Consider the following 24,583-nt stretch of genomic DNA (forward strand, 5'->3'; position numbering starts at 1 on the left):
ATGGCCATAACCGTCGCCCTGCAGATGGATCCCGTCGATAAAATCAATCCGCGTACCGATTCTTCCTATGCCCTTGGGCTTGAGGCGGCATCGCGCGGGGCCAAGCTGCTCTATTACCCGCCCGAGGCGCTGTATTTTCGGGACGGTAAAGTGGGGGCATGTGTCCGCCCGCTGGAACTAAAGCCCGATCCGGCAGATTTTTTCCGTCTGGGCGAGGCTTTTGATTACGATTTGTCTGATGCCGATGTGATCCTGCTGCGTCAGGATCCCCCCTTTGACATGACCTACATCACCACCACGCATTTGTTAGAAAAACTGACCCCAAAAGTTTTGGTCAGCAATAATCCGGCCGAAGTGCGTGGCTGCCCCGAAAAGCTGTTTGTCACCGGGTTTGATGGGTTGATGACGCCGACGCTAATCACCGCCGATCGTGATCAGATCCGCGCCTTCCGTGCCGAATATGGGGATATCATCGTCAAGCCGCTCTACGGTAACGGCGGGGCCGGGGTGTTCCGTGTTAAACCGGATGACGGTAATTTCTCGTCGTTGCTCGAAACCTTTGCGGCGCTTTCCCGCGAGCCACTGGTGGTGCAGCGCTATATTCCGGCGGTCACTACAGGTGATAAGCGTATCATCCTGGCCGATGGTGAGATTGCTGGCTATTTCCTCAGGGTTTCGGCCCCGGGTGAAGCGCGCTCCAATCTGCATATTGGTGGTCATGCCGAAAAATGTGCCTTGACCGCGCGCGATCATGAGATCTGCGAACGCATCGGGCCAGAGCTGAAAAAGCGTGGACTGGTTTTCGCCGGGATCGATGTCATCGGCGACTATCTCACCGAGATCAATATCACCTCGCCCACTGGGATCTGGGAAGCCAAGGCGCTTTGCGGCATCGATGCGGCCAAAATGATCTGGGATGGGATCGAGCGAAGGTTGTAACTCTCCATAAAAAACAAAAGAAAACGCCCGCCGCAGAATATCTGCCGCGGGCGTTTTGGTATGGTCAGGCTATTATTGTTTGGCCTGTTCCGACTTCATTTGGAAGCGGCTGCGATAGCGCGCATCCATGGTCGAAACCGGGAAATAGATGAAGACGTCGACCGAATGGAATTGTTTATCGACCACCGCACCGTCACCAATCAAGGCCCCCGCGCGGACATAACCCTTTAACAGCGGCGGCAGATGGCGCACGGCTTCTTTGGTATCAATGGCGTCTTTCGCCATCAAATTCATGTCGTGATAATGGTCGGGCTGGGCATGCACGCGGATTTCCGGCGGCGCCAGATGATAGTGATAGAGATAGGACAGCGGCAGGGCGAATTCTTCCGGCGTTGAGCCGGAGAAGGACGCGCAGCCAAACATCAGATCAATCGAGAAGCGGGCGACATAGGTCATCACGCCGCGCCATAACAGCTGCATCGTCGAGGGGCGGCTGCGATATTCTTTCAGCACGCAGGAACGACCCAGCTCAAGCAGCTTGGTTCCTGTGGGCAGGCCAGCCAGCATCGGCTTCAGATCATATTCTGACGAGGTATAGAAACCGCCGACGCGTTTGGCATCGACATCGCGCAACAGCCGGTAACAACCGACCACGGCGGGTTGGCCATCATCTTCAATGCGGTCACGGTCTACCACCAGAAGATGATCGCAGACATCGTCGAAGCGGTCGAAGTCGCGTTGGGCTTCGCGCTGCTGCGGCGTGGGCAGGGCGGACATTTCATCATAGAAAACGCGATAGCGCAGACGTTGCGCCGCTTCCACTTCCGCATCGGTTTCGGCCAGACGCACTTCCAGCGCACCGGACGCGGCAAGTACCGGCCAATGTGTCAGGCGGCCTTCCAAAGGCCCGGGTTCATAAATATTGACCATATCGAAGCGCTCTTTTTGTTGGCGTCATCCCTGGGTTGGGTACGATGTGCTCTCGCGCCAACCTGAAACTATTTTAGCCCAGGATCGCAATGAAAACAAATCGTAAGAACTGAGAGGCGATGCCTAGGTGTTTTGTATCGCCCGGTGATGGAGTTTATGTGACAGAAGCATAAACAGGAAAATCGCCGGCAATCCGATTAACCCTGCGCAAAGAAAGAAAATGCCATAGGCGTCCATCAGCCCATGGCTGGTTTTTAACGTATCGACCATAAGCCCGGAAAGGGTTTTAAGCGATTTGCCCGCCACCGTATAGGCCGAGGCCAAAAGCGCATATTGCGTGGCGGTATAGCCCAGGCTGGTCAGCGACGACATGTAAGATACCAGCACTACACCGGCAAAACTGATGGCAAAGCCATCGGCGGTCATAATGGCGGTGAATAACGGCAGGCTTGGCCCCCAATAGGCCATCAGCGAGAACGAGGCGATGGAAAAGCCCTGTAAAATACCGCCGATAACCAGTGCCCGCATATTTCCCAGCTTTAGCGCGGCAAAACCGCCCGCGGCAATCCCCAGAAAAGATGCAATCAGGCCGATGCTTGCCCGCACTTCGCCCACCAGCGTTTTGGACAGGCCAAGGTCATGGTAATAGGGGTTACACATTGGCCCCATAAAAAAGTCGGGTAAGCGGTAAAGCGCGATCGCCGACAGCATCAGCAGCGCCAGCCAGCCATGAGTTTTAAAAAAAGCAATGAAAGGCCCGGCAATCGCATCGCCTAAGCCACGCAGCGTCCACAGGGCCTTTTTTCCGATCAGAGCCGAATTAGCGCTGATGGATTCCGTCGCGCAAAAGGTGGCGATCAGCCCAATCGCCATCAGCGCGCCATACAGGACATAGGCCCCGCGCCAGCCGATCTGGTCCGCCACGATCAGAATAAGCGCGTCGGTGGCCAGCAGTGCGACGCGGTAGCCAAAGCTGGCCGCCGAGGTCAGCAGGCCCTGCTCGCCTTCGCTGGTGGCATTCTCAATACGCCAGGCGTCAATCACAATGTCCTGGGTGGCCGAGGCAAAGGCCACTACCAGCGCACATAAGCCAAGGATTGTGTTGCCATATGTCAGGCCCACCGTCGCCATCGCAACAAGGCCTAGCGCAATAAGTATCTGGCTCAGCGCCATCCAGCCGCGGCGGCGACCGAGCCGGCCGAGCAACGGGGCGCGGACCCGATCGATGATTGGAGCCCAGAGGAATTTTAACGAATAGGCCAGCCCAACCCCGGAAATCAGCCCGATGGCAGTCAGCGAGGTGCCTTCCTCGCGCAGCCAATAGCCAAAGGTGTTGCCGACCATGAGAAAGGGCAGACCAGAGGAAAAGCCCAGAACCAGCATCACCAGAACCCGGGGCTGCAGATAGGCGGCAAGTCCGGTCTTAGCGGCTGGGGCGGCGGGAGCTGGGCGCAGGTTGGTCATGGTTGGGGTCATCATCCGGGGGCTAAATGGGACACATGCCGCTTATACCGGATTGTGACAGCTTGCACGAAATCCTTCACAGCGGACCGCCACGGGGCCTTTGGCCGCGGTTCGTATGGCATCGTCTCAACAGAATATTATTATTTAAAATCAGTAACTTATATGAACTATCTGCAAAATCCGATCTGGTTGTCACAAAAACTTTGCAGAACTGTGTTGGACGTTGCACGAAAAGCCGGTCGATAGAGGCCAGCGCTTTTGTGCGGTCATTTCAGGAAATGGCCGCTTGGCCGCAGTCCGGGGATGCATCCACCCGGACACTGGCACACGCCCCGGCCTGGGGCAGAATAGTATGGTAGGATGCGGGCGTTGGACGAGACAGGTTTATAGTGACCGATATTACCAGCAGCGATATGAAGCCCCACGAGATCAAGGCGTTGGCCGTTCATCGTGGCGGAACTAGAGACCTGCAATTCCACGGCATGACGCTGATCGCCGCCATTGCGGTGCTGTGCATTTTTGCCGGGGTGATGGCCTCCCTCACCATGGGGGCGTGGCCCGCCATCAAGGCGTTTGGGTTTGATTTCCTGTCGACCCAGGTCTGGAACCCGGTCACCGATACCTATGGTGCGCTGGCGCCTATCTACGGCACGTTGGTTTCCTCGCTGATTGCCATGCTGGTTGCGGTGCCGATTGGCATCGGTATCGCGATCTTTCTGACCGAAATTTGCCCGCGCAGGATGCGGCGCCCCATTGGCATCGCCATTGAGCTTTTGGCCGGTATTCCTTCGATCATCTACGGCATCTGGGGCCTGTTTATCTTTGCGCCATTCTTTCAGGAAACCCTGCAGCCCAAACTGATCAGCCTGTTCGAGAATGTTCCGGTGCTGCAACAGCTCTTCGAAGGCCCGCCCTATGGCATCGGCATGTTCACTGCTGCGCTGATCCTGTCGATCATGATTTTACCCTTCATCGCGTCGGTGACCCGGGACGTGTTTGAAACCGTGCCGTCCACCCTGAAGGAGGCGGCCTATGCCCTGGGCTGCACCACATCGGAAGTGGTCTGGCGCGTGGTACTGCCTTTTGCCCGCACCGGCGTGGTAGGCGGTGCCATGCTGGCGCTCGGCCGTGCCCTGGGCGAGACCATGGCGGTTACCTTCGTCATCGGTAATGCCCACCGCATCCATGCTTCGCTATTTGCGCCGGGCACGACGATTTCTGCCTCGATTGCCAATGAATTTTCCGAGGCTGTGGGCGAGCTATATTCTTCCTCGCTGATCGAGATGGGCCTGATCCTGTTCTTTATCACCTTTATCGTTCTGGCGGCGGCTCAGCTGATGCTCAGGGCGCTAGAGAAGCGCGCCGGGGGTGTTGCACCATGATGGATCTCAAGCTCTATCACCGTCGTAAACGCGGTAATGCAATCTTTCTCTGCCTCTCGGTCTGCGCCGCGGCGTTCGGTCTGATGTGGCTCGGGCTGATCCTGGAATCGCTGCTCGTCAATGGCATTGCGGGTTTCTCGTCCAAAGTCTTCACCGAAATGACCCCGGCACCGGGATCGGATGGTGGTTTGCTCAACGCGATTTTCGGCTCGCTGGTGATGAGCGGTCTGGCCGTGGTCGTGGGCACGCCGGTCGGTATTCTGGCCGGCACCTATCTGGCCGAATATGGCCGGTTCGAAAAGCTGTCTTTCTATGTGCGCTTCATAAACGACATTTTGCTCAGCGCACCGTCGATTGTGACCGGTCTGTTCATCTACGAAATCATCGTGGTCAACATGCACAGCTTCTCGGCGCTGGCGGGTGCGGCATCGCTGATGGTGATCGTTATTCCGGTGGTGGTGCGCACCACGGAGAACATGCTGCTGCTGGTGCCCAATTCTTTACGTGAAGCGGCAGCCGCGCTTGGTGCGCCGCGCAGTCTTTACATTAAAGCCGTCACCTGGCGGGCGGCGCGGGCAGGTATCGTCACCGGCGTGTTGCTGGCGGTGGCGCGTATCTCTGGTGAAACCGCGCCATTGCTGTTCACCGCACTCAACAACCAGTTCTGGAGCTCGGATGTGACGAAGCCGATGGCAAACCTGCCGGTTGTCATCTTCCAGTTCGCCATGAGCCCCTATGAAGATTGGCACAAGCTGGCCTGGTCCGGTGCACTGCTTATTACGGTCGCCGTACTGGCCCTGTCGGTTACGGCGCGCATACTCGAATCGAAGAAGCGGAGTTAAGTTTATGGATGCCCCGGTCATGGAAAAGGTCGCTGAGAAGGTCAAGGTCGAGATCAGGAACCTGTCCTTTTATTACGGGCAAACCAAGGCGCTTAAGGCCATCTCGATGCCGATCCACCGGCGTAAGGTGACGGCGTTTATCGGCCCGTCGGGTTGCGGCAAGTCCACGCTGCTGCGCGTGCTGAACCGCATCTATGAAATGTACCCTAAGCAGCGTGCCGAAGGCGAAGTGCTGCTCGACGGCGAAAATATTCTCGAGGCCAAGCAAGACATCAACCTGCTGCGTTCGCGGATCGGCATGGTGTTTCAAAAGCCGACACCGTTTCCGATGACCATCTATGACAATATCGCGTTCGGTATTCAGCTGTTCGAAAAGCTGCCGCGTTCCGAGCTGGACGGACGGGTCGAAGATGCCCTGAAGCGTGCCGCAATCTGGGGTGAGGTTAAGGACAAGCTGCGTGAATCTGGTCTCAGCCTGTCGGGTGGTCAGCAGCAGCGTCTGTGTATTGCCCGCACGGTGGCGACGCGGCCGGAAGTGATCTTGCTGGACGAGCCGTGCTCGGCGCTGGACCCGATTTCTACCGCTAAGATCGAAGAGCTGATTGACGAACTGGTGCACGACTATACCATCGCCATCGTCACCCATAACATGCAGCAGGCCAGCCGTACCTCGGACTATACCGCCTTCATGTATCTGGGAGAGCTGATCGAGTTTGGTGACACCGAAAAGGTCTTCACTGCCCCGACTAACAAGCAGACCGAGCAGTATATTACCGGGCGGTTTGGCTGAGCCTATCGCGTATGGACCACGCGGCGGAAGGACAGCGCTTCGGCAATGTGGGGCTTTCTGATCGCCTCTGAACCGGCAAGGTCGGCAATGGTGCGGGCTACTTTCAGCACCCGGTGATATCCCCGGGCAGTCAGGCGCATTTTGTCCGCCGCCTCGGTCAGAAGTGCGGTTCCGGCCCCGTCGGGGGTGGCGATACGGGTGAGCAGCTCCCCCTCGGCTTCGGCATTGGTGCGCACAGCCAGCCCCTCAAACCGGGCGCGCTGTACCGAGCGTGCGGCGGCAACCCGTGCGGCGACCTCGGCACTGCCCTCGGCCGGTGGCGGTAGGGTCAGGTCGGCGGCGGACACCCCATCGACTTCGACATGAATATCGATGCGGTCGATCAGCGGACCGGACAGCCGGGACTGATAGTCGATGGCGCATTTTGGTGCCCGCCCACAGGCTTGCGCCGGATCATTAAGATAACCACAGCGGCAGGGATTCATCGCCGCCACCAGCTGGAAGCGGGCAGGGTAGCGCACATGGGCATTAGCGCGGGCTACCATGGCCTCGCCGGTTTCCATCGGCTGGCGTAAGGAGTCGAGGACTGCCCGCTGGAATTCCGGCAACTCATCAAGAAACAGCACGCCAAGATGGGCCAGACTGACTTCGCCCGGTTTGACCTTCAGGCCACCTCCAACCAATGCCGCCATTGAGGCCGAGTGGTGCGGGCTACGAAACGGACGGCGGCGTGAAATCGCTCCGTCAGGCAGTTCCCCCGCTAATGACTGGATCATCGAGATTTCGAGTGCTTCGCGGGCATCCAACGGTGGCAGCAGGCCGGGTAGACGTTGAGCCATCATCGACTTGCCTGAGCCGGGTGGGCCAACCATCAGCATGTTGTGTCCACCGGCGGCGGCAATCTCGAGTGCGCGCTTGGCGGTTTCCTGCCCCTTGACATCCTTGAGGTCGGCGATGGTGAAGGTTTCCTCGGCCAAGCGGGTTTCTGGCCGCGCCAGTACCTGCACGCCCTTGATGTGGTTGACCAGCCCAATCAGTGAAGGGGCGGCAATGATGTCGATCTCGCCGATCCAGGCCGCTTCGGGGCCGCACGCTGCCGGGCAGATGATCCCGCGACCTGCCGCCGATGCTGCCAGCGCGGCGGGCAGTACCCCGGCTACGGCGGTGATCTGACCGTCGAGGGATAATTCACCCAGTGCGGTGTATTCGGCCATTTCGGATGCCGGCAGCACCCCCATGGCGGCCAGAAGCCCCAGCGCAATCGGCAGGTCGTAATGGCTGCCTTCTTTGGGCAGATCGGCCGGGGCCAGGTTCACCGTCACCCGTTGCCAGGGTAGTGCCAGCCCCACCGCGGCCAATGCGGCGCGAACCCGCTCGCGGCTTTCGGCCACCGCCTTGTCAGCCAGCCCGACAATGGTGAACTGGCCACCACCGCCATCGGCGATATGGACCTGCACATCGACGTTGCGGGCGTCAATGCCCTGAAAAGCAACTGTGTAAATGTGGGCTATGGGCATCAGAGGAATGAATTCACAGGATACTTTTCTCAACCTAGCGCAGAAATGATACGGAGGCCATTGTTTAAGTGTGTTTGGTGCAGTTGGTTTTTTTGCAGTACACCGCCTTGCAGAAATTGGCTAAACTTAAGCAATGCGTCTGGTTGGTGATTGCCGATGACCATTTGCCAGGGCGCGGGGGATATCCGTTGAAACAGAGCTATCTTCTGACGGCATTGGCGTTCTGCTTTTGCACAATGACACCTGCCTTCGCCATTGATGATGTGTTTGAGGATGCCAGTGGTGGCGCCAAGCGTCATGTCGTTTCGGGCTTTATCTGCCCGGCCCAAATCGGCCATTACGACCGTGATGCGGTCGGGGTGCGCGATACAGCGCGCCACGCAGATTATTGTGCCTATTCGGCGCGCGATGGGGTCTATGGCAGCGTCGTATTATCACCGCTACCCTCCAATTTCGACCCTAAGGCATTGATAACGCCAGATATTGTTTTGCAGGAAGGCGCGGGCAGCCGTATGTCGGCCGAAGGTGTCTATCAACTCGGTCCGGGGAAAAATCTTGCTGTTTATACACGCACCTACGATGCGGCCCGGATCGAGGCTATGCGGTATCGTGTACTGCTCGCCGTGGCGGCGGTTGGTAGCTGGGCCGTGCAGGTGACGGTCGAGTATGCCGACCCGCGCGATCTGGAAACCAAGAACGAATTCGTCAATGCCATTTTCGATCGGGCGGTGGCACAGCTTGCCGGGGATGTCACGGCGAAAAAATAATCTGACAAAAAACTGCGGTATGTTTTGGCGTTCGATCAATTCTAAGTGGGGCAAACAGCCATGTTGTTACACGCCCGAGCGTTAGCAGATTTTTATGCCACACCGCAGGGCGATATGGTTCGGCATATTCTGTCAGACCACCTCAGCGCCTTGCTTTGCGAAGATCGTGATCCGCATGCCGCATGCCTCGGCTTTGGGTTTACAGCACCCTATGTTTCCACGCTAGGCGATTGCGCTGGTCATATGGTCGTCGTGGTGCCCAAGGCGCTGGGGCCGGACCCTGCTGCGCCAGCGTGCGCGCATACCGCGTCGGGCGAAGAAAGCAGCTTGCCTTTTGGCGAAGCCAGCTTTGACCGTGTGATCCTGATTCATGGGCTGGAGGGAGCGGAAAGCGCCCGGACATTACTACGTCAGATCTGGCGTGTGCTGACCCCGGAGGGGCGTTTGTTTCTCGTCGTCCCAAATCGTGTCAGCCTGTGGGCTATGATGGACGTATCGCCCTTTGCCTGCGGCAGGCCATACCGCAAATCAGAGCTCTCGATGTTGCTACGCGACACGCTGTTCGAGCCGTTGTCTTGGCGTCGTGCGCTCTATATGCCGCCCCAATCTAGGGGGAATCCGGTATTTGCTTCCACATTGTGGGAAAAAGTGGGAACACATTTTTTTCCAAGTCTGGGCGGGGTTCATATTGCTGCGGCAAAAAAGTCCTTGTACGGCGTAACCCCTTTACCGGAAGCGCAAAAAAGCCATGCCCAATTGGTTCATGCGTGAGCTCTGCTGCTAGGAGCTATGTGATTTTTTCAATAGTGTTATAGCCTTATAGTGCGCGCATATCTCCTATGCGTTAGCGGTCTGCATGGCTCTGTCAGGCAATAACATGTTGTAGTAAAATGCGTTTTTTAACTGGTAGCGTCTGGGTCTACCCCATTCCCACAATAGACATGCGCGGATGGGGGTTTCCTTTGCATCTGAAACTGCCTACCTCTGCATCAAACAAAAGAACGCCGCTGAAGCGAAATCCCTCGCGGCACATGAATGGAGGAACACACTATGTCTCTTAAAACCGTCACAATCGCCACGGTCCTGATTGCTGGTTTTGGTTTTGCTGTTTCTGCCAGCGCCGGTGATGCGAAACTTTCTGATTGTGTGCATATGGCCAAGCAAGCGTCCACTGCCATGGATACGGCACAGCCCGGCGACAGCACGGATCAAGCCAAAGATCTGGTCCGTAATGCCCGCAGCTTCTGCGCCACCAGCCAGTATGATCGCGGTGTCGCACTGTATTCGAAGGCACTCAACCTGCTTGGCAAGAACTAAGCCCAGGTTTGCGTGAAAAAAGCGGCTGAGGTTACCCCATGGCCTCAGCTGCTTTTTTTATGCAGCAGGAAGACCGCCCCTTCGTCGAACAGATTTGGGCCCCAGCTTTCGGCGCGCATGGCATGGGCCCGCCCCTTGCTATCAACAGCATAGGCTTTTTCAACTTCCGCACCGACCACACCGACCAAATCCACAAAGTCAGCAATCGTACACAAGTGAATATTCGGCGTGTCGTACCAGTGATGGTGCAACAGCCGGGTCTGCGGCATACGCCCGCGCCACAGAATATCCAGCCGCACGCGCCAATGGCCGAAATTGGGCAATGAAATCGCTACATGGCTGCCGATGCGTAGCAAATGCTCCAACACGGTTCTGGGGTTATGAGTGGCCTGAATCGTCTGGCTTAAAATGACAAAGTCGAACACGCCCGAGGGATAATCGATCAGATCGGTATCGGCATCGCCCTGAATGACGGCCAGCCCGCGCGCCACGCAGGCGTTGACGTTCTGCTGGATCAGTTCTAACCCACGACCATCAACCTTTTTGTCCTGCACCAGATATTCGAGCAGCATGCCATCGCCGCAACCGATGTCGAGCACACGAGCCTTGTCCGGGATCATGGCGGCAATGGCAGCCAGATCCGGCCGTAAGATGTCACTCATTGCACATTTGCCCCCGCTGCAACCGAACTTAAGAACCCGCGCACTGCGTCGAACATCAAGGGTTCGTCAAGCAGGAACGCATCATGCCCCTTGTCGGTTTCAATTTCGACATAGCTCACCTGTGCAGCAGCGGCATTGAGGGCGTGGGCAATGCGTTTGTTTTCGGCCGGCGGATAGAGCCAGTCGCTTGAGAAGGAAATAATACAGACGCGGGCTTTGATGCCGCGAAAGGCTTCGGCCAGCACGCCGTCATAATCAGCGGCCAGATCAAAATAATCCACCGCGCGGGTGATATACAAATAGGAATTGGCATCAAAGCGGTCGACGAAGGCCGAGCCCTGATGATGCAGATAGGATTCCACCTGAAAGTCCGGCTCAAAGGCGAAAGAAATTCCATCGGGTTTTTGCAGGCGGCGGCCGAATTTGCGTTGCAGCGCCGGTTCCGACAGATAGGTGATGTGGGCAGCCATGCGCGCCACTGTCAGCCCTTTAGAGGGCTGGGTGCCATACAGCTTATAGGCCCCGCCATACCAATAGGGATCGGCCATGATGGCCTGACGGCCAACTTCCTGCAGGGCGATATTCTGGGCCGACTGGCGCGCCGCGCAGGCCAGCGGCATGACCGAGGCAACGCGGTCAGGGTAGCTTGCTGCCCATTGCAGCGCCTGCATACCGCCCATCGAGCCGCCAACCACCGACAGCAGCTTTTCGATACCCAGCTTGTCCATCAGCATGGACTGGGCCCGCACCATGTCGCGCACGGTGATCAGCGGAAAGTCGAGGCCATAGGGCCGCCCCGTGGCCGGGTTAGTGTCGGACGGGCCGCTTGATCCCATGCAGCCACCTAAGACGTTGGTGCAGATGACAAAATAGCGGTCGGTATCAATCGGTTTGCCGGGGCCGACCATGACTTCCCACCAGCCCGGCTTGCCGGTGATGGGGTGGGGGCTGGCAACGAACTGATCGCCGGTCAGGGCATGGCAGATCAGCACCGCGTTGGTTTTATCCGCGTTCAGCGTGCCATAGGTCATATAAGCCAGGGTCCAGGGTGCCAAGCTGCGCCCACAGTCCAGGGCCAGCGGTTCATCCGCGCCGAACCGCACAGCTTTGCCGATATCGGCATCCGGCCTTGTTACCGGCCGCAAAAAAGTCGGCTGCGCCATCGCCTCGTTCATTCCTATGGTCAGTGCTCCATTTCAGGCTGGGGCGAATTTGCTAAGACCAGCCCCAAGCCAAGTCAATCTATACCGGTTTCCTTTGCTTTTTACAGGCTGGCGGATTTATCTAATGCCACACTTGGAAACGGTCTGTTACAAACGGGCCGCGCCGGGTATTTTTTGTCTGTTACCGCGTAATATTATATCAATGTGGAGAGGTTTATGTCGCGCGAAATGCTGTCGGGTCCGGTTCCGCGTCCAGGGGTGCTGGAGATTGCCCCCTATGTCGGTGGCAAGGCTTCGGTGGCGGGCGTGGCGCATCCGATCAAACTGTCTTCGAATGAATCCGCGCTGGGGCCGAGCAAGGCAGCGCTGGCAGCCTTTGCCGCCGCCGCGGGCCGGATAGACATTTACCCTGAGGGCAGCGCCCGCATCCTGCGCGAGGCGATTGCCGAGGTTTATGGCCTGAACCCGGACCGCATTGTCTGCGGCAATGGCTCGGACGAGCTGATTGCCATGCTGTGCGCCGCCTATCTTTCCCATGGCGACGAGGTGGTGATCAGCCAGTATGCTTTCAGCGTCTACGAGATTTATACCCTCGCCAATGGTGCCAGGCCGGTTTTCGCCCCGGCCAAAAATTTCGGGGCCGATGTCGACGCCATGCTGGCGGCGGTAACGCCGCGGACCAAGCTGGTGTTTCTGGCCAACCCGAACAATCCCACCGGCACCTATTTGCCGGTGAGCGAGGTCAAGCGCCTGCATGCCGGGCTGCCGGGCCATGTTATTTTGGTGCTGGATGCCGCCTATGCCGAGTTTGTCCGCCGCAATGATTACGAGGCGGGGATCGAGATGGTCAGCGAATTTGCCAATGTCGCGATGACGCGGACTTTTTCCAAGGTCTATGCGCTGGCTGGGCTTCGTATCGGCTGGTCCTATCTGCCCGCCACCATCGCCGATGCACTGGGCCGCATCCGCGCCCCGTTCAATGTCTCGATCCCGGCGCAGATCGCTGGTGCCGCCGCGATACGGGACCGGGCGCATGTCGCCGCCTCGGTCGAGCATAACGAAATCTGGCGTGACTATCTGCTGACCGAGCTGCGGGGGATTGGTCTGAAGGTCGACGACAGCGTGGCCAACTTCCTGCTGATCCATTTTCCCGCCACTGCGGGCAAAACCGCCGCCGATGCCGATGCGTATTTAGGCCAGCACGGGCTGATCCTGCGCGCGGTCACCAGTTATGGCCTGCCGGATTGCCTGCGGCTTACCGTCGGCCCGGCCGATGCCTGCCGTAAAGTGGTAGACGCGCTGACCGCCTTCATGGCAGCGTGACGTCATAACAGTATAGAATAAAAGGTTTGGGATGAGCGGGGAAGCATACGGCAAGGTTGCCATTATCGGTCTTGGGCTGATCGGGTCTTCAATTGCGCATGCTATGCGGCGCGCCGGGATGAAAAGCCATATCGCCGGTTACGCCCGCCCCAAAACGCTGGAGCGGGCCCGTTCCGTCGGTTTCTGTGACAGCTATCACAGCGATCTGAAGTCTTGTGTCGCCGATGCCGATCTGGTCATCCTGTGCACCCCGGTGGGCAGCTTCGCCCATTTGACTGAAGATGCCTCGCGCTGCTTCAAAAAGGGTGCCACGCTGACCGATGTCGGCTCGGTCAAGGCGGCGGTGATCCGCGATGTCGGCCCCTTCGTGCCCGACGGGGTCCATTTCATTCCCGCCCATCCCATTGCCGGTACCGAAGAATCCGGCCCCGAGGCGGGCTTTGCCGAATTGTTTGATGGCCGCTGGTGTCTGATTACGCCGCTGCCCGGCACCGATGCGCAGGCGCTGGAAAACCTGAAAATTTTCTGGCGCGATCTGGGCAGCGAGATTGATGTGATGGAGGCCCATCATCATGATCTGGTGCTGGCGATCACCTCGCATCTGCCGCATCTGATCGCCTATAACATCGTCGGCACCGCCGATGATCTGGCCACCGTCACCCATTCCGAAGTGATCAAATATTCTGCCGGTGGTTTCCGGGACTTTACCCGTATCGCTGCGTCGGACCCTACCATGTGGCGCGACATCTTCCTGAATAATCGCGAGGCGGTGCTCGAGATGCTCGGCCGCTTCAGCGAGGATTTGTCGGCCCTGCAGCGTGCCATCCGCTGGGGTGATGGCGATGCGCTCTACACTTTGTTCGCGCGCACCCGCACCATCCGGCGCAGCATCGTCGATGCCGGTCAGGATACCGACAGCCCGAACTTCGGCCGCGCCAAGGGAAAATAGGGCGGTTTTAGACAACACGTTCTCAAGTCTGATGAGCGACATGTCATCCCCGGCGAGGGCGAACATTAGTGAGCCTGAGGGAAGGGGATCCAGTTTGAGAAATCTATCAATTCTCAAAAAGCGCACGCATGCCTTCCGGTAAAATCTGTCAGGCAGAACCACTTGGGTTCCCTTAGGGTCGTTGAAGCCCGTGGGAAGCGAGGTACCTCGTCCGCCGTTCCATCGAACCCGAATAGCCGCTTGGGCCGTCAGAAGCGAAGCCCGATTTTGCAAGGGGGGGGGTAAAGATGGACGCCACCGTAGTCGGAATCGATGTTTCGAAAGACAAGTTGGATGTACACGTGTTGCCGTCTGGCGAAGCGTTTTCGGTTGCGCGCAAGGCGGATGGGATTGACGCACTGATCTGCCGCATTGCGCCGCTTGGCGTTCACGCGGTGGCGGTGGAGGCAACCGGCGGGTATGAAACCGTTGTGGCGGCCAGCCTTGGCGGAGCAGGATTGCCGGTAATTGTCGTCAATCCTGCGCAGGTCCGTGCTTTTACCAAAGCGCTTGGGCTTTGGGGCAAAATCCGCCCCTTTAAACCTTCGCGTCTATGTATTTCCTAGTTCATGACTGGTGGCATCCGTCGGGCGTGCCGTCTTTAAGTGTGGAAGACGAGGCGGATGCAAAGGTTATGCAGTTCGCTGAAAAACTGTCGGAGATCGAGGAATAAGACATTCGGCAGGACCGTTGGACCCAACACTTCAACTTGCCCTCCTGATGGAAGTAAGGCAATTTAACCGCAGAAGGGGACCTTGGTGATGGTTGAAGAAACATCTTCCGGTGCTGTCGAGACGCAGGTCTTGTGTGATTTTTGCAAATCTCCATTGCATGCAGGCGCATCCGTTTGCCACGCCTGTGGTCGGGAGCAACGTTCGGTTACAAAAGCAGCAAAGGAACGGCGCGTGCTTTTGTTTATTGCTATAGGTCTTGCGGTTGTTATTGGGATTCCTCTTGCAGTGATGACAAAAAACGGGATGGAAAGAGATGCCGCCGTCCAACGTATTGTGGAGTGCGCGCATTTACACAATTATGGTTTCGTTGATGCTAGCGAAGTCACCCGCAATATTGACATGGGAATGAAGCAAACGGGCAAGGGGTGGCGAGCTGGTGCGCAGTATGCAGCCCTATCGGAGGCGCAATCAGGCCTTCCATCTTTGGGGACGTGTTATATTACCCAACAGACCTTATTCTCAAATTGAGGCTAACTGACTGATTTTTTTAACTGCTTTATCTCGACGCCGTGCTTGGTAAACCGGATACCGACAGCCCGAACTTCGGCCGCGCCAAGGGAAAATAGTCCTTCAGCTTCGGCCACCTTGCGCATCCATACAAAATTTTGTATAATCCGGTTATGGCAGACCGGTTACCCAAACCCGTCTCGTTTATCGCCAGCGCCCTCGATGATCTGCGGGCGTTTCCGATTGGTGCGCGGCAGGAGGCTGGCTACCAGCTTGATCGCGTCCAGCAAGGGCTGACGCCGGATGACTGCAAGCCGCTTGCTGTTGTTGGGCCGGGTGTTCGCGAAATTAGGATCCGGGATGCCGATGGGGCGTTCCGGGTGATCTATGTGGCAAAATTCGCGCGCGCGATCTTCGTTCTGCACTGCTTTCAGAAAAAAACGCAGACGACGGCAAAAGCAGATCTGGAATTGGCGTCAAGGCGCTATCGTATCGCGAAGGAGTTGGCAGATGGCTAAGAAGACAGCGCAGGTTCAGACCTACGCCAGTGTGTGGGATGCCATCGGTGATACGCCTGCCGAGGCGGCCAACATGAAACTGCGGGCTAAAGTGATGATGGCGCTCGCCGAGCATATTGCGGCACAGGGCTGGTCACAGGCCGAAGCCGCCCGGCAGCTGGCCGTCACCCAGCCCCGCATATCAGACCTGATGCGCGGTAAGATCGGGCTGTTTGGTCTCGATACACTGGTCAATATGCTGGATGCGGCGGGCTTGCGATTGCAGGCCCGCGTCGAGAAGGCGGCGTGAGAGATGATATAAGCGGCGGTTTTTGACGTATTACACCTGATGTCGATTTTAGTGTCGCGAGAAGCCGTTAGTACGGCTATTGTCGTGGTGGTGAGAGCCAAGGAATGGGCATCAGTGGGGGGCTTGTATGGGCGGTTTTAGCCTTTGGCAAATTCTAATCGTGCTAATCGTGCTTGCTTTCGTTTTCGGCATATATCTGTTGCCGACATGGGTTGCGTTTGGGAGAGCGCACCATAATCGTGGAGCGATATTTGCTCTTAACGTATTTTTAGGGTGGACATTTCTTGGCTGGGTTGGGGCTCTTGTATGGGCGTTGACCACCGTCCGGGCGCCACAGCAAATTTCAAATTAGAATACCCCCTTTGCACCGACACGGTGCCGTTCCCACATCTCGTACATACGAAGATGGTTGTTGCCCACACGTTCCCAAGTCAGGTGACTGTAAATAGATCTGAAAGGATGGTGTATCGATCTACGCCACATTCAGGATATTAGCGTAAAATCCGTGGCGACCCGCATATTTCAAAGCGGTCATCCCCGGCGAAGGCGAACATTAGTGAGCCTGAGGGAAGGGAATGACAGGATGGTTGCTCAGACTTTGCCATTTGATCCTCCATTTAGAGTTAGCACGCAATAGCCGCACACGAAGGGGGAATCTCAAATAGTCGCTGGATTGGTTTGAGATAATTTCGGCAAGAAATTTTGGGATGCCCCTTGCACCGACACGGTGCCGTTACCATATCTCGTACATCCCCAAAATATGATCTGATGATAAACATCACCCGACCCGCAATCCATGGCGCTGCGGCGCCACATCCGCGTGGGCTCAGCGCCAACGACCGCGCCGATCCGCACATCCCCCTGCAGGACATCACGAAAAAATGGCTGAATGATATGGTCAAACGCGTTTTTGCAGAACTGAACCGCCAGCTGGCCCAGATCGAAGCCTGTCCGGCCCCCGAAGGCGTCAAAGGCGAAGCGGCCCGCGCCACCAATGCGCGCACGCTCGCCTCGCTCGAACGCACGCTGGAACGCCTCAGCAAGCTGGAAATGCAGCGCGCCGAACAGAACCACAAGCTGGCGGCAGAACGAAAGGTGCAGAAAAAGCATGCCAGCGCCCGCGAAAAACTGGAACTGCGCCTCGATCGCCTTGTTGCCGTCCACACTCAGAGCGCAGGTGATCGCCAGCCTGACTGAGGCCGAGGCGGCTGAGCTGTTATCCGACTGGCGCTTCTGGGCACGTCCCGAACAGATCGCCCCTGCTGGTGACTGGCGCATCTGGCTGTTTCTGGCCGGTCGTGGTGCGGGCAAAACCCGCGCCGGGGCCGAATGGATCGCCGAAGGGGTGCGCCATGGCACCATGGCCCATGTCGGGCTGATCGGGGCATCGCATGCCGATGTCCGCGCTGTGATGGTCGAGGGTGAGTCTGGTCTGAAAGCAGTTTGTCCGTCGGCGGTGTATCAGCCCGCCAATCGCCGGGTCCGCATCGGCAAGGCGGTGCTGCAACTGATTTCGGCCGACGAGCCCGATGCGGTGCGGGGCTATCAGTTCGATGCCATCTGGGCGGATGAATTTTGTAAATGGCCCGCCCCGAAAGCCGCGCTGGATATGGCGCTGATGGCACTTCGGCTGGGGGCACATCCGCGTATGCTGATTACCACCACGCCAAGGCCGATCAAAGCGCTGACCGATTTGCTGGCCGAACCGGATGTGGTGGTCAGCCGCTGCACCACCGCCGCCAATCTGGCCAATCTGGCCCCCGGCTTTCTGAACGGGCTTGAACGGCGTTACGGCAGCAGTGCTCTGGCGCGGCAGGAACTGGGCGGTGAAATCATCGCCGATAACAAAAACGCCCTGTGGCAGCGTGGTCTGATCGAAGCGGCGCGGGTGGCGCGTGCCCCGGAACTGATCCGGGTGGTGGTGGCGGTTGATCCGCCCGCCTCGATCGGGCGCGATGAATGCGGCATTGTGGTGGCGGGGCTTGGCGCCGATGGGGCCCTTTATGTGCTGGCAGATTTGAGCGCGGGCGGGCTTTCCCCGGCGGGCTGGTCGGCCCGGGTGGCGCTGAGTTTCAAACAGTTCGAGGCCGATCTGATCGTCGCCGAAGCCAATCAGGGTGGTGCGATGGTGGAACAGGTTTTGTTGCAGGCCTTACCCAACGCACCGGTGCGGCTGGTGCATGCCGTGCGGGATAAACGCACCCGGGCGATGCCCGCTGCGCTGCTCTATGAACAGGGCAGGGTGCATCATGTCGGCAGCTTTGCCGCGCTGGAAGATCAGATGTGCCAGTATGATGGCACGGGCGCGAGCCCGGACCGCATGGACGCGCTGGTCTGGGCACTCAGCTATCTGGTGCCGGTCGGGCGCATGCGGCCACAGATCCGCAGCCTGTAATCTGCGATAACTGCAAAGAACGGAAATCAGCATGCTGAACATTTTTCATCGGCAGCCTTCTTCGCCTACCCATCCGCCCGAGCAAAAAGCCGCCCCGCCTTTAATTGCGCTGTCGATGAACGGGCCGCCGCGCTGGGCCGGGCGCGATTATGCCAGCCTGATGCGGCTGGGGGTGATGGGCAATGCCATTGTCTATCGCTGTGTCCGGCTGATTTCTGAAACCGCCGCCACGCTGCCCTGGCTTTTGTATGACGGCGATCAGGAAGTGCGCGAGCATCCGCTGCTTTCGCTGCTGGCCACGCCCAATCCGCAGGAAGACGGCACCGAACTGATGGTGCGCTGGTACGCTATGCTGCAATGCGCCGGTCAGGCCTATTTGCAGGCGGCATCAACCGGCGATGGGGTGCGCGAGCTCTATGTGCTGCGCCCCGACCGGGTGCAGGTGGTGACCGATGCCAATGGCTGGGTGCAGGGCTATGACTATACGTTGGGTGCCCGCAGCATGCGCTTTGCTCGCGAGGGGGATGGTTTTCTGCCGGTGCTGCAGTGCAAGCTGTTTAACCCGCTGGATGATCTGTATGGCTTTTCGCCGGTGGCCGCCGCCGCCACGGCGATTGAAGTGCATAATGCCGGGGCGGCGTGGACCAAATCGCTGCTCGACAATGCCGCCCGGCCATCGGGTGCGCTGATCTATAACGGCCCGGCGGGCACCCCGCTCAGTGACAATCAGTTTCAGCGGCTTAAAAGCGAGTTGGAAAACGCCTATCAGGGTGCGGCCAATGCCGGGCGGCCCATGGTGCTGGAAGGCGGGCTCGACTGGCGCTCGATGAGCTATACACCGAACGACATGGATTTTTCCGAAATCCGTAACGCTGCGGCGCGTGAAATCGCCTTTGCCTTCGGGGTGCCGCCGCTGCTGATCGGGCTGGCGGGGGATAACACCTATACCAATTATCAGGAGGCCAATCTGACCTTCTGGCGCCAGACCGTATTGCCGCTGGTCGGTAAAACCGCCGCCGCGCTGACCCGCTGGCTTAAAGTCCGCTTTGGCGAAAGTTTGCGGTTGTCTTTTGACGCCGATCAGGTGCCCGCCCTGATTAAAGATCGCCAAAGCCTGTGGCAGGGCCTGAACGAAGCCGATTTCCTTACTCAGGACGAAAAACGTGTCGCCGCTGGCTATACGCCGCTCGGCGCAGTGCGAGGTGCCCATGGTGGATGAACCAAGTGAAAAGCCTGCCAAGCCCGTTTCGGCCGCCCTTGTGGCGGCTTTTTTATTGCAGACAGCCGGGGCGCTGTTCTGGGCCGGATCGGCCGCCGAACGCATCAGCGTGCTCGAACGCACCCTGGGGGCCGATCAGGCTGCCATCGCCAAGGTTGCGGTGCTGGAAGAACAAATCGGCGCCATGAAGCAAAGCCTCGACCGCATCGAAAACAAGCTCGATCAGTCCTCCGCTCGCCCGGTCCTTGTGCACTGAAGGCAGCTTAACATGACAACAGTTCATTATACCCGGCGCCGGTTAAAGCGTCTGGATACGCCGGTGCGGCTGGATGATCTCGGTACAGACGAATTTACCGGTTACGCCTCGGTCTTCGATGTGCCGGACGGGGCGGGCGATGTGGTGGCGCACGGGGCTTTTGCGGCGTCGCTGTGCAAACGACCGGCAGAAAAGGTCCGGCTGCTCTATCAGCATTTCGCCCACGAGCCGATTGGTGTGTGGCAGGACATCCGTGAAGACGGCCATGGGCTTTTCGTGCGTGGTCGTCTGCTGACCGAGGTGGCGCGTGGCCGCGAGGTGATGGCACTGATCCGCGAAGGGGCGATCAGCGGGTTGTCGATTGGGTTTCGCACCATTCAGTCCTTGCGCGATCCCATCACGCGCCACCGCATCCTGAAAACCATCGAGCTATGGGAAATTTCGATCGTGACCTTTCCGCTATCGGTGGAAAGCCAGGTCGTCGCGGTCGGCACCAACACGCTTGCCGATCATATCCGTAACGCCAGCCGCAGTGTGGCCCGTGGTTTGGCCCTTACCTAATCCTCAGGAGAAAATCGTATGGAATGGGAAAATAAAGCATCAACGGACGTCCGCCAGACCGAGGTCAAACAAGCCTTTGACGAATTCCTCGACACCTTTGAAGATTTCAAACAGGCCAATGACGAGCGTCTGAAAAAAATCGAAAAGCGTTCCGGTGATGTCGTTGCGGAAGAAAAAGTCGATCGTATCAACCGTGCGCTGGGCGAGCAGAAACGGGCGCTGGACAGCCTGATGCTGGCATCCATCCGCCCGCCGGTCGGTGGCATGGCACCCAATCCGGTCGGGCACGAGCAAAAAGCGGCCTTTGAACGCTATGTGCGCAAAGGCGATGCCAGCGGTCTGGATACGCTGGAACTCAAAGCCATGAGCGCGGGCAGCGGCACCGATGGCGGCTATACCGTGCCGCTGGAAATCGAACAGAACATCGATGGCTTGCTGAAAAAAGTTTCCCCGATGCGCACGATTGCCACCGTCCGGCAGATTGGCAGCAATGTCTATCGCAAGCCGATTGCCACCACCGGGGCGGCCTCGGGCTGGGTGGCGGAAACGGGTACGCGGGCGCAAACCGATACGCCCAGTTTGGTGGCGATCGATTTTCCCGCCATGGAATTGTACGCCATGCCGGCAGCGACCCAGAGCCTTTTGGACGATTCACAGGTCGATCTCGAAAGCTGGCTGGCCGAAGAAGTCCAGAATGTCTTTGCCGAACAGGAAGGCGCGGCCTTCATCAACGGAAACGGTACAACCGCGCCCAAGGGCCTGCTCACCGAAACCGCGGTGGCCAATGCATCATGGGCATGGGGATCGCTGGGCTACATCGCCACCGGTGTGTCGGCGGCGTTCCCGGCCAGCAACGCGGCCGATATTCTGATCACCCTGGCCTATACGCCCCGGCAGGGCTATCGCAGCAATGCCAGCTGGCTGATGAACCGCACGACCGAAAGCGCCATCCGCAAATTCAAAGACGATAACGGCAATTATATCTGGCAGCCCGGCGTCGCGGCGGGGCAGCCGCCGACCCTGTTGGGCTATCCGGTGGCCGAGGCCGACGATATGCCGGACATCGCGGCGGATTCCTATGCGATTGCGTTTGGCGATTTTGCCCGCGGCTATCTGATTGTCGATCGGGTCGGGGTGCAGGTCTTGCGCGATCCCTATTCGGCCAAACCCTATGTGCTGTTTTACACCACCAAGCGCGTCGGTGGCGGGGTGCAGAATTACGAAGCCCTCAAGCTGCTGAAATTCTCCGCCAGCTGAGCGTTTTTCTTTGGGGGCAGGTGCAGGCCTGCCCCGCCGGAGGGTGTCATGTCTCTTTGCCTTAACAGTGCCCCGGCCAGTGAACCGGTGACGCGGGCAGATGCCAAAGCGCATCTGAAAGTGGATGTGAGTGACGAGGATGCGCTGATTACCACACTGATCACGGCGGCGCGCAGCCGGGCCGAATGGTACACCGGGCGGGCTTTCATCACGCAGGGCTGGACCCTGTGGCTCGATGGCTGGCCGCGCCGGGGCATTGTGGAGATTCCGCTGGCCCCGCTGATTTCGGTCAGCAGTGTGACGGTCTATGGCAGCGATGACAGTGCCACACTGGTGGATGCCACGTCTTACCGCGTTGATACCGCATCAACGCCGGGGCGGATCGCACTCAAAAATGCCCTGTCACCACCGGTGGTGACCCTGCGCATCATTGATGGTGTCGCCATTGGCTTTCGCGCCGGGTATGGCGATGCCACGGCTGTGCCGGTGCAGATCAAACAGGCGATCCTGTGCATCCTTGCCGATCTCTACAGCCACCGCGGTGACGATGACGGCATTGTTGGTACCCGGGCGCAAAGTTTGTTGGCCCCCTATCGGGTGTTCAAATGATCGGTGATCTTACTCAGCGCGCGGATCTTCTGCAAAAGGTCCAAACCGGCGATGCCGGTGGTGGTTACTGCGACAGCTGGCAACGCTTTGCCACGGTGTGGAGCAGGCTTGCTGTGCAAAGCAGCGAGCAAAATACCGGCAGCGATGGGCTGCAGGCCCGGGTGCGCTATCGCCTGACACTGCGTCGGCGAAGCGATGTGGCGGCAGGCCAGCGGGTGGCGCTGGGCACCCGGCTGTTCGACATTCTGGCGGTCGAGGATGTTGGCCCGCCCGCCGAAACATATCAGCTGTTATGCGAGGTGCTGCCATGAGCTCGGCCAGCTGGGTGCTGCAACAGGCGATTTACGCAGCCCTATCTGCTGACAGCACGCTGTGCGGCCTGATCGGCAGCCCGCCCCGGCTTTACGATGCCGTGCCACGTTCGGTGGTATTTCCCTATCTGGTGCTGGCCGAGGATGTTGAAACCGCCTGGGATAGCGCCAGCGATAGCGGCAGTTTGCATAAAGTCGTGCTGCACGCCTTTTCACGGGGCAGTGGGCGCAAAGAAATCAAGCTGATTACCGTGGCGTTGTGCGCGGCACTGCCAGCCAGCGCGCTAACCCTGTCGGGGCACCATCTGGTCAACTGGTCTTTTACCGAAGCGGATTTTCGCCGTGAAAGTGACGGGCGGACCTATCGCGCCACGGTCACGTTCCGCGCCGTTACCGAACCAACATTTTAAGGGAGGCCGCATATGGCCGCACAAAAAGGCAAAGATCTGCTGCTGAAAATTGGCGATGGCGCGGCAAGTGAAAGCTTCACCACCGTGGCGGGTCTACGCTCGACCACGCTGTCGTTCAACGCAAAGGATGTCGATATCACCAATGCCGATTCCGATGGCATGTGGCGCGAACTTCTGACCGGGGCGGGGGTGAAATCGGCCAGTATCAGTGGCTCCGGTGTGTTCAAGGATGCGGCATCCGATGCGTTGCTGCGCAGCGCGTTCTTCAATCAGACCCTGTCCAACTGGCAGATCATCTTGCCGGATTTTGGCACCGTGACCGGTCCGTTCAAGATCACGGCACTCAGTTATGACGGCCCCTATGATGGCGAGCTGAAAGTTTCGCTCAGTCTGGCTTCGGCCGGGGCCTTAAGCTTTACCGCACTGTAAAGGAAACATCATGGTCAATTCTGTGCGTGGCGAGGCCGAGCTGATCGCCGGCGATAAACGCTATCGCTTATTGCTGACGCTGGGTGCGCTGGCCGAGATCGAAGATGGTCTGGGCCTTGATGACCTGAAAGCCCTGGGCAAGCGGTTGCAGCATGTCCGCTCCAACGATCTGGCGATTGTCGCCAGCGCATTAATGCGCGGCGGCGGCTGTGATGTGGCCGCCGCCGATGTGCTGCGTCTTTCCTGCAGTCTGGGCGATCTGACGGCTGCTGTGACACAGGCCTTTGTCCGGGCCGGTTTAGAAGCGGCTGATACGGGGGCTGAGACCGCTGCCCCCAGGGATGGGCACCCGGCCCCTTTTGTTGGGACGACATTCTCGCCGCCGGATTAGGGCGGCTCAAGCTCACCCCACAGGTGTTCTGGTCACTCTCGTTGCCGGAATGGCGGGCGGCGGTTACGGCCGGTGTGGGGTGCCAGCACGGCCTTGCCCGCGCACGGTTTGATGCGCTTATCGCACGCTTCCCGGATGGGTAGTTATGGCAACAAAACAAACCAATGCCAGCCTTGGCACGGTCGGGGCGGCCTTTGACGATCTGGCGGATGGTACCATTCGTGATGCCGCCACCACCATCGATCAGACGGTGACAAAAGTATTTTCCTCGGTCACGCGAACCATGCTGGATTCGACGCTGCAGGGTAAAAGCGCGGTCAAAACCATGGTTGATTCCATGCTGACCGATCTGGCCCGCATTGCGGTCAAACAGATCAGCGGCACCTCGCTTCAGGATATCTCCACAGTGCTGAGCCAAAGTCTGTCGCCGCTGGCCGGGGCACGGGCGGCGGGCGGGCCGGTTGATAGCGGCTTAAGCTATCTGGTGGGCGAGCAGGGGCCGGAACTTTTTACACCCTCGTCCAGTGGCACCATTAGCCCCAGTGCGGCGTCGCCCGCCACAGCGCTGACCTTCAATGTTCAGACCCAGAATGCCTCAAGCTTTGTGCAATCGGAAAGCCAGATTGCCGCCATGATGCTGAAGGCGATCACGCGCGGCAAAAGGAACCTGTGA

The 24,583-nt window shown here is 58.5% G+C and carries 32 protein-coding genes; 27 read left to right on the plus strand and 5 right to left on the minus strand.

Annotated elements, in window-relative coordinates; all coding sequences use genetic code 11:
- On the plus strand, positions 1–939 hold the full coding sequence (gene gshB / locus ACZ5RI_RS02295) for a glutathione synthase (protein ID WP_464514493.1): 939 nt from the start codon (positions 1–3) through the stop codon (positions 937–939).
- 72 nt (positions 940–1,011) lie between these two features.
- Here the strand turns inward: gshB and ACZ5RI_RS02300 are convergent, their stop codons facing one another.
- The gene (locus tag ACZ5RI_RS02300; RefSeq protein WP_464514494.1) at positions 1,012–1,869 is read right to left on the minus strand and encodes a GNAT family N-acetyltransferase; all 858 of its coding nucleotides are present in this window, start codon (positions 1,867–1,869) and stop codon (positions 1,012–1,014) included.
- A gap of 123 nt (positions 1,870–1,992) precedes the next feature.
- Positions 1,993–3,333 carry an AmpG family muropeptide MFS transporter gene (locus tag ACZ5RI_RS02305; RefSeq protein WP_464514495.1) on the minus strand — a complete coding sequence of 447 codons (1,341 nt, stop codon included), beginning with the start codon at positions 3,331–3,333 and terminating at the stop codon, positions 1,993–1,995.
- 413 nt (positions 3,334–3,746) lie between these two features.
- On the opposite strand from ACZ5RI_RS02305, the gene pstC reads away from it, so the two are divergent.
- The 3 genes from pstC to pstB are packed head-to-tail and all read left to right on the plus strand — an operon-like array spanning position 3,747 to position 6,347.
- A complete protein-coding gene (pstC, locus tag ACZ5RI_RS02310; RefSeq protein ID WP_464515532.1) occupies positions 3,747–4,715 on the plus strand; it encodes a phosphate ABC transporter permease subunit PstC in 969 nt (322 codons plus the stop codon).
- Complete coding sequence (gene pstA, locus ACZ5RI_RS02315; protein ID WP_464515533.1) at positions 4,715–5,557, plus strand: phosphate ABC transporter permease PstA; 843 nt, start codon at positions 4,715–4,717, stop codon at positions 5,555–5,557. The genes pstC and pstA overlap by 1 nt, the downstream gene beginning before the upstream one ends.
- A gap of 4 nt (positions 5,558–5,561) precedes the next feature.
- The gene (gene pstB, locus ACZ5RI_RS02320) at positions 5,562–6,347 is read left to right on the plus strand and encodes a phosphate ABC transporter ATP-binding protein PstB (RefSeq protein ID WP_464514496.1); all 786 of its coding nucleotides are present in this window, start codon (positions 5,562–5,564) and stop codon (positions 6,345–6,347) included.
- Positions 6,348–6,349: 2 nt separating this feature from the next.
- Here pstB and ACZ5RI_RS02325 read toward each other — a convergent pair whose 3' ends face one another.
- The gene (locus ACZ5RI_RS02325; RefSeq protein ID WP_464514497.1) at positions 6,350–7,864 is read right to left on the minus strand and encodes a YifB family Mg chelatase-like AAA ATPase; all 1,515 of its coding nucleotides are present in this window, start codon (positions 7,862–7,864) and stop codon (positions 6,350–6,352) included.
- Between the two features lie 188 nt (positions 7,865–8,052).
- Between ACZ5RI_RS02325 and ACZ5RI_RS02330 the strand changes: the two genes are divergently transcribed.
- From ACZ5RI_RS02330 to ACZ5RI_RS02340, 3 genes are all read left to right on the plus strand, one after another.
- Positions 8,053–8,631 (plus strand): hypothetical protein, encoded by a 579-nt coding sequence (locus tag ACZ5RI_RS02330; RefSeq protein WP_464514498.1) that lies wholly within the window; start codon positions 8,053–8,055, stop codon positions 8,629–8,631.
- Positions 8,632–8,691: 60 nt separating this feature from the next.
- Complete coding sequence (locus ACZ5RI_RS02335) at positions 8,692–9,402, plus strand: class I SAM-dependent methyltransferase (protein ID WP_464514499.1); 711 nt, start codon at positions 8,692–8,694, stop codon at positions 9,400–9,402.
- Positions 9,403–9,681: 279 nt separating this feature from the next.
- On the plus strand, positions 9,682–9,948 hold the full coding sequence (locus tag ACZ5RI_RS02340; protein WP_464514500.1) for a hypothetical protein: 267 nt from the start codon (positions 9,682–9,684) through the stop codon (positions 9,946–9,948).
- Between the two features lie 44 nt (positions 9,949–9,992).
- Here the strand turns inward: ACZ5RI_RS02340 and metW are convergent, their stop codons facing one another.
- Positions 9,993–10,610 carry a methionine biosynthesis protein MetW gene (gene metW, locus ACZ5RI_RS02345; protein WP_464514501.1) on the minus strand — a complete coding sequence of 206 codons (618 nt, stop codon included), beginning with the start codon at positions 10,608–10,610 and terminating at the stop codon, positions 9,993–9,995.
- A complete protein-coding gene (metX, locus tag ACZ5RI_RS02350) occupies positions 10,607–11,773 on the minus strand; it encodes a homoserine O-acetyltransferase MetX (protein ID WP_464514502.1) in 1,167 nt (388 codons plus the stop codon). Before metX ends, metW begins: the two co-directional genes overlap by 4 nt.
- Positions 11,774–12,004: 231 nt before the next feature.
- Between metX and hisC the strand changes: the two genes are divergently transcribed.
- The 20 genes from hisC (at position 12,005) to ACZ5RI_RS02450 (ending at position 24,583) form a co-directional block, all read left to right on the plus strand.
- Positions 12,005–13,096: a histidinol-phosphate transaminase gene (gene hisC / locus ACZ5RI_RS02355; protein ID WP_464515534.1), complete on the plus strand. Its 1,092-nt coding sequence runs from the start codon at positions 12,005–12,007 to the stop codon at positions 13,094–13,096.
- A 31-nt stretch (positions 13,097–13,127) separates the two neighbouring features.
- Positions 13,128–14,045, plus strand: a complete 918-nt coding sequence (locus tag ACZ5RI_RS02360) for a prephenate/arogenate dehydrogenase family protein (RefSeq protein ID WP_464514503.1) — start codon at positions 13,128–13,130, stop codon at positions 14,043–14,045.
- Between the two features lie 287 nt (positions 14,046–14,332).
- Complete coding sequence (locus ACZ5RI_RS02365; protein ID WP_464514504.1) at positions 14,333–14,650, plus strand: IS110 family transposase; 318 nt, start codon at positions 14,333–14,335, stop codon at positions 14,648–14,650.
- Between the two features lie 195 nt (positions 14,651–14,845).
- Positions 14,846–15,286, plus strand: a complete 441-nt coding sequence (locus ACZ5RI_RS02370; protein WP_464514505.1) for a hypothetical protein — start codon at positions 14,846–14,848, stop codon at positions 15,284–15,286.
- Positions 15,287–15,438: 152 nt separating this feature from the next.
- Positions 15,439–15,783 (plus strand): type II toxin-antitoxin system RelE/ParE family toxin, encoded by a 345-nt coding sequence (locus ACZ5RI_RS02375; protein WP_464514506.1) that lies wholly within the window; start codon positions 15,439–15,441, stop codon positions 15,781–15,783.
- Complete coding sequence (locus tag ACZ5RI_RS02380) at positions 15,776–16,072, plus strand: helix-turn-helix domain-containing protein (protein WP_464514507.1); 297 nt, start codon at positions 15,776–15,778, stop codon at positions 16,070–16,072. Before ACZ5RI_RS02375 ends, ACZ5RI_RS02380 begins: the two co-directional genes overlap by 8 nt.
- A gap of 127 nt (positions 16,073–16,199) precedes the next feature.
- Positions 16,200–16,424, plus strand: a complete 225-nt coding sequence (locus tag ACZ5RI_RS02385) for a superinfection immunity protein (RefSeq protein ID WP_464514508.1) — start codon at positions 16,200–16,202, stop codon at positions 16,422–16,424.
- A 416-nt stretch (positions 16,425–16,840) separates the two neighbouring features.
- Entirely contained in the window at positions 16,841–17,269 is a 429-nt protein-coding gene (locus tag ACZ5RI_RS02390) for a hypothetical protein (protein ID WP_464514509.1), read from the plus strand.
- The gene (locus ACZ5RI_RS02395; RefSeq protein WP_464514510.1) at positions 17,181–18,467 is read left to right on the plus strand and encodes a DNA-packaging protein; all 1,287 of its coding nucleotides are present in this window, start codon (positions 17,181–17,183) and stop codon (positions 18,465–18,467) included. The genes ACZ5RI_RS02390 and ACZ5RI_RS02395 overlap by 89 nt, the downstream gene beginning before the upstream one ends.
- A gap of 31 nt (positions 18,468–18,498) precedes the next feature.
- Positions 18,499–19,686: a phage portal protein gene (locus ACZ5RI_RS02400; RefSeq protein WP_464514511.1), complete on the plus strand. Its 1,188-nt coding sequence runs from the start codon at positions 18,499–18,501 to the stop codon at positions 19,684–19,686.
- A complete protein-coding gene (locus ACZ5RI_RS02405; RefSeq protein WP_464514512.1) occupies positions 19,676–19,942 on the plus strand; it encodes a hypothetical protein in 267 nt (88 codons plus the stop codon). The genes ACZ5RI_RS02400 and ACZ5RI_RS02405 overlap by 11 nt, the downstream gene beginning before the upstream one ends.
- Before the next feature lie 12 nt (positions 19,943–19,954).
- On the plus strand, positions 19,955–20,503 hold the full coding sequence (locus ACZ5RI_RS02410) for an HK97 family phage prohead protease (protein ID WP_464514513.1): 549 nt from the start codon (positions 19,955–19,957) through the stop codon (positions 20,501–20,503).
- 18 nt (positions 20,504–20,521) lie between these two features.
- Positions 20,522–21,760 (plus strand): phage major capsid protein, encoded by a 1,239-nt coding sequence (locus ACZ5RI_RS02415; protein ID WP_464514514.1) that lies wholly within the window; start codon positions 20,522–20,524, stop codon positions 21,758–21,760.
- Between the two features lie 48 nt (positions 21,761–21,808).
- The gene (locus tag ACZ5RI_RS02420) at positions 21,809–22,369 is read left to right on the plus strand and encodes a head-tail connector protein (RefSeq protein WP_464514515.1); all 561 of its coding nucleotides are present in this window, start codon (positions 21,809–21,811) and stop codon (positions 22,367–22,369) included.
- Complete coding sequence (locus ACZ5RI_RS02425; RefSeq protein WP_464514516.1) at positions 22,366–22,680, plus strand: phage head closure protein; 315 nt, start codon at positions 22,366–22,368, stop codon at positions 22,678–22,680. The genes ACZ5RI_RS02420 and ACZ5RI_RS02425 overlap by 4 nt, the downstream gene beginning before the upstream one ends.
- Entirely contained in the window at positions 22,677–23,090 is a 414-nt protein-coding gene (locus tag ACZ5RI_RS02430) for a DUF3168 domain-containing protein (protein WP_464514517.1), read from the plus strand. Before ACZ5RI_RS02425 ends, ACZ5RI_RS02430 begins: the two co-directional genes overlap by 4 nt.
- Before the next feature lie 12 nt (positions 23,091–23,102).
- The gene (locus ACZ5RI_RS02435; protein ID WP_464514518.1) at positions 23,103–23,519 is read left to right on the plus strand and encodes a phage major tail protein, TP901-1 family; all 417 of its coding nucleotides are present in this window, start codon (positions 23,103–23,105) and stop codon (positions 23,517–23,519) included.
- Between the two features lie 10 nt (positions 23,520–23,529).
- Positions 23,530–23,910, plus strand: coding sequence for a GTA-gp10 family protein (locus tag ACZ5RI_RS02440; RefSeq protein WP_464514519.1), 381 nt, complete (start codon positions 23,530–23,532; stop codon positions 23,908–23,910).
- Between the two features lie 23 nt (positions 23,911–23,933).
- A complete protein-coding gene (locus ACZ5RI_RS02445) occupies positions 23,934–24,053 on the plus strand; it encodes a phage tail assembly chaperone (protein WP_464514520.1) in 120 nt (39 codons plus the stop codon).
- A gap of 2 nt (positions 24,054–24,055) precedes the next feature.
- Positions 24,056–24,583 (plus strand): phage tail tape measure C-terminal domain-containing protein, encoded by a 528-nt coding sequence (locus tag ACZ5RI_RS02450; RefSeq protein ID WP_464514521.1) that lies wholly within the window; start codon positions 24,056–24,058, stop codon positions 24,581–24,583.

Source organism: Micropepsis pineolensis (assembly GCF_055392125.1).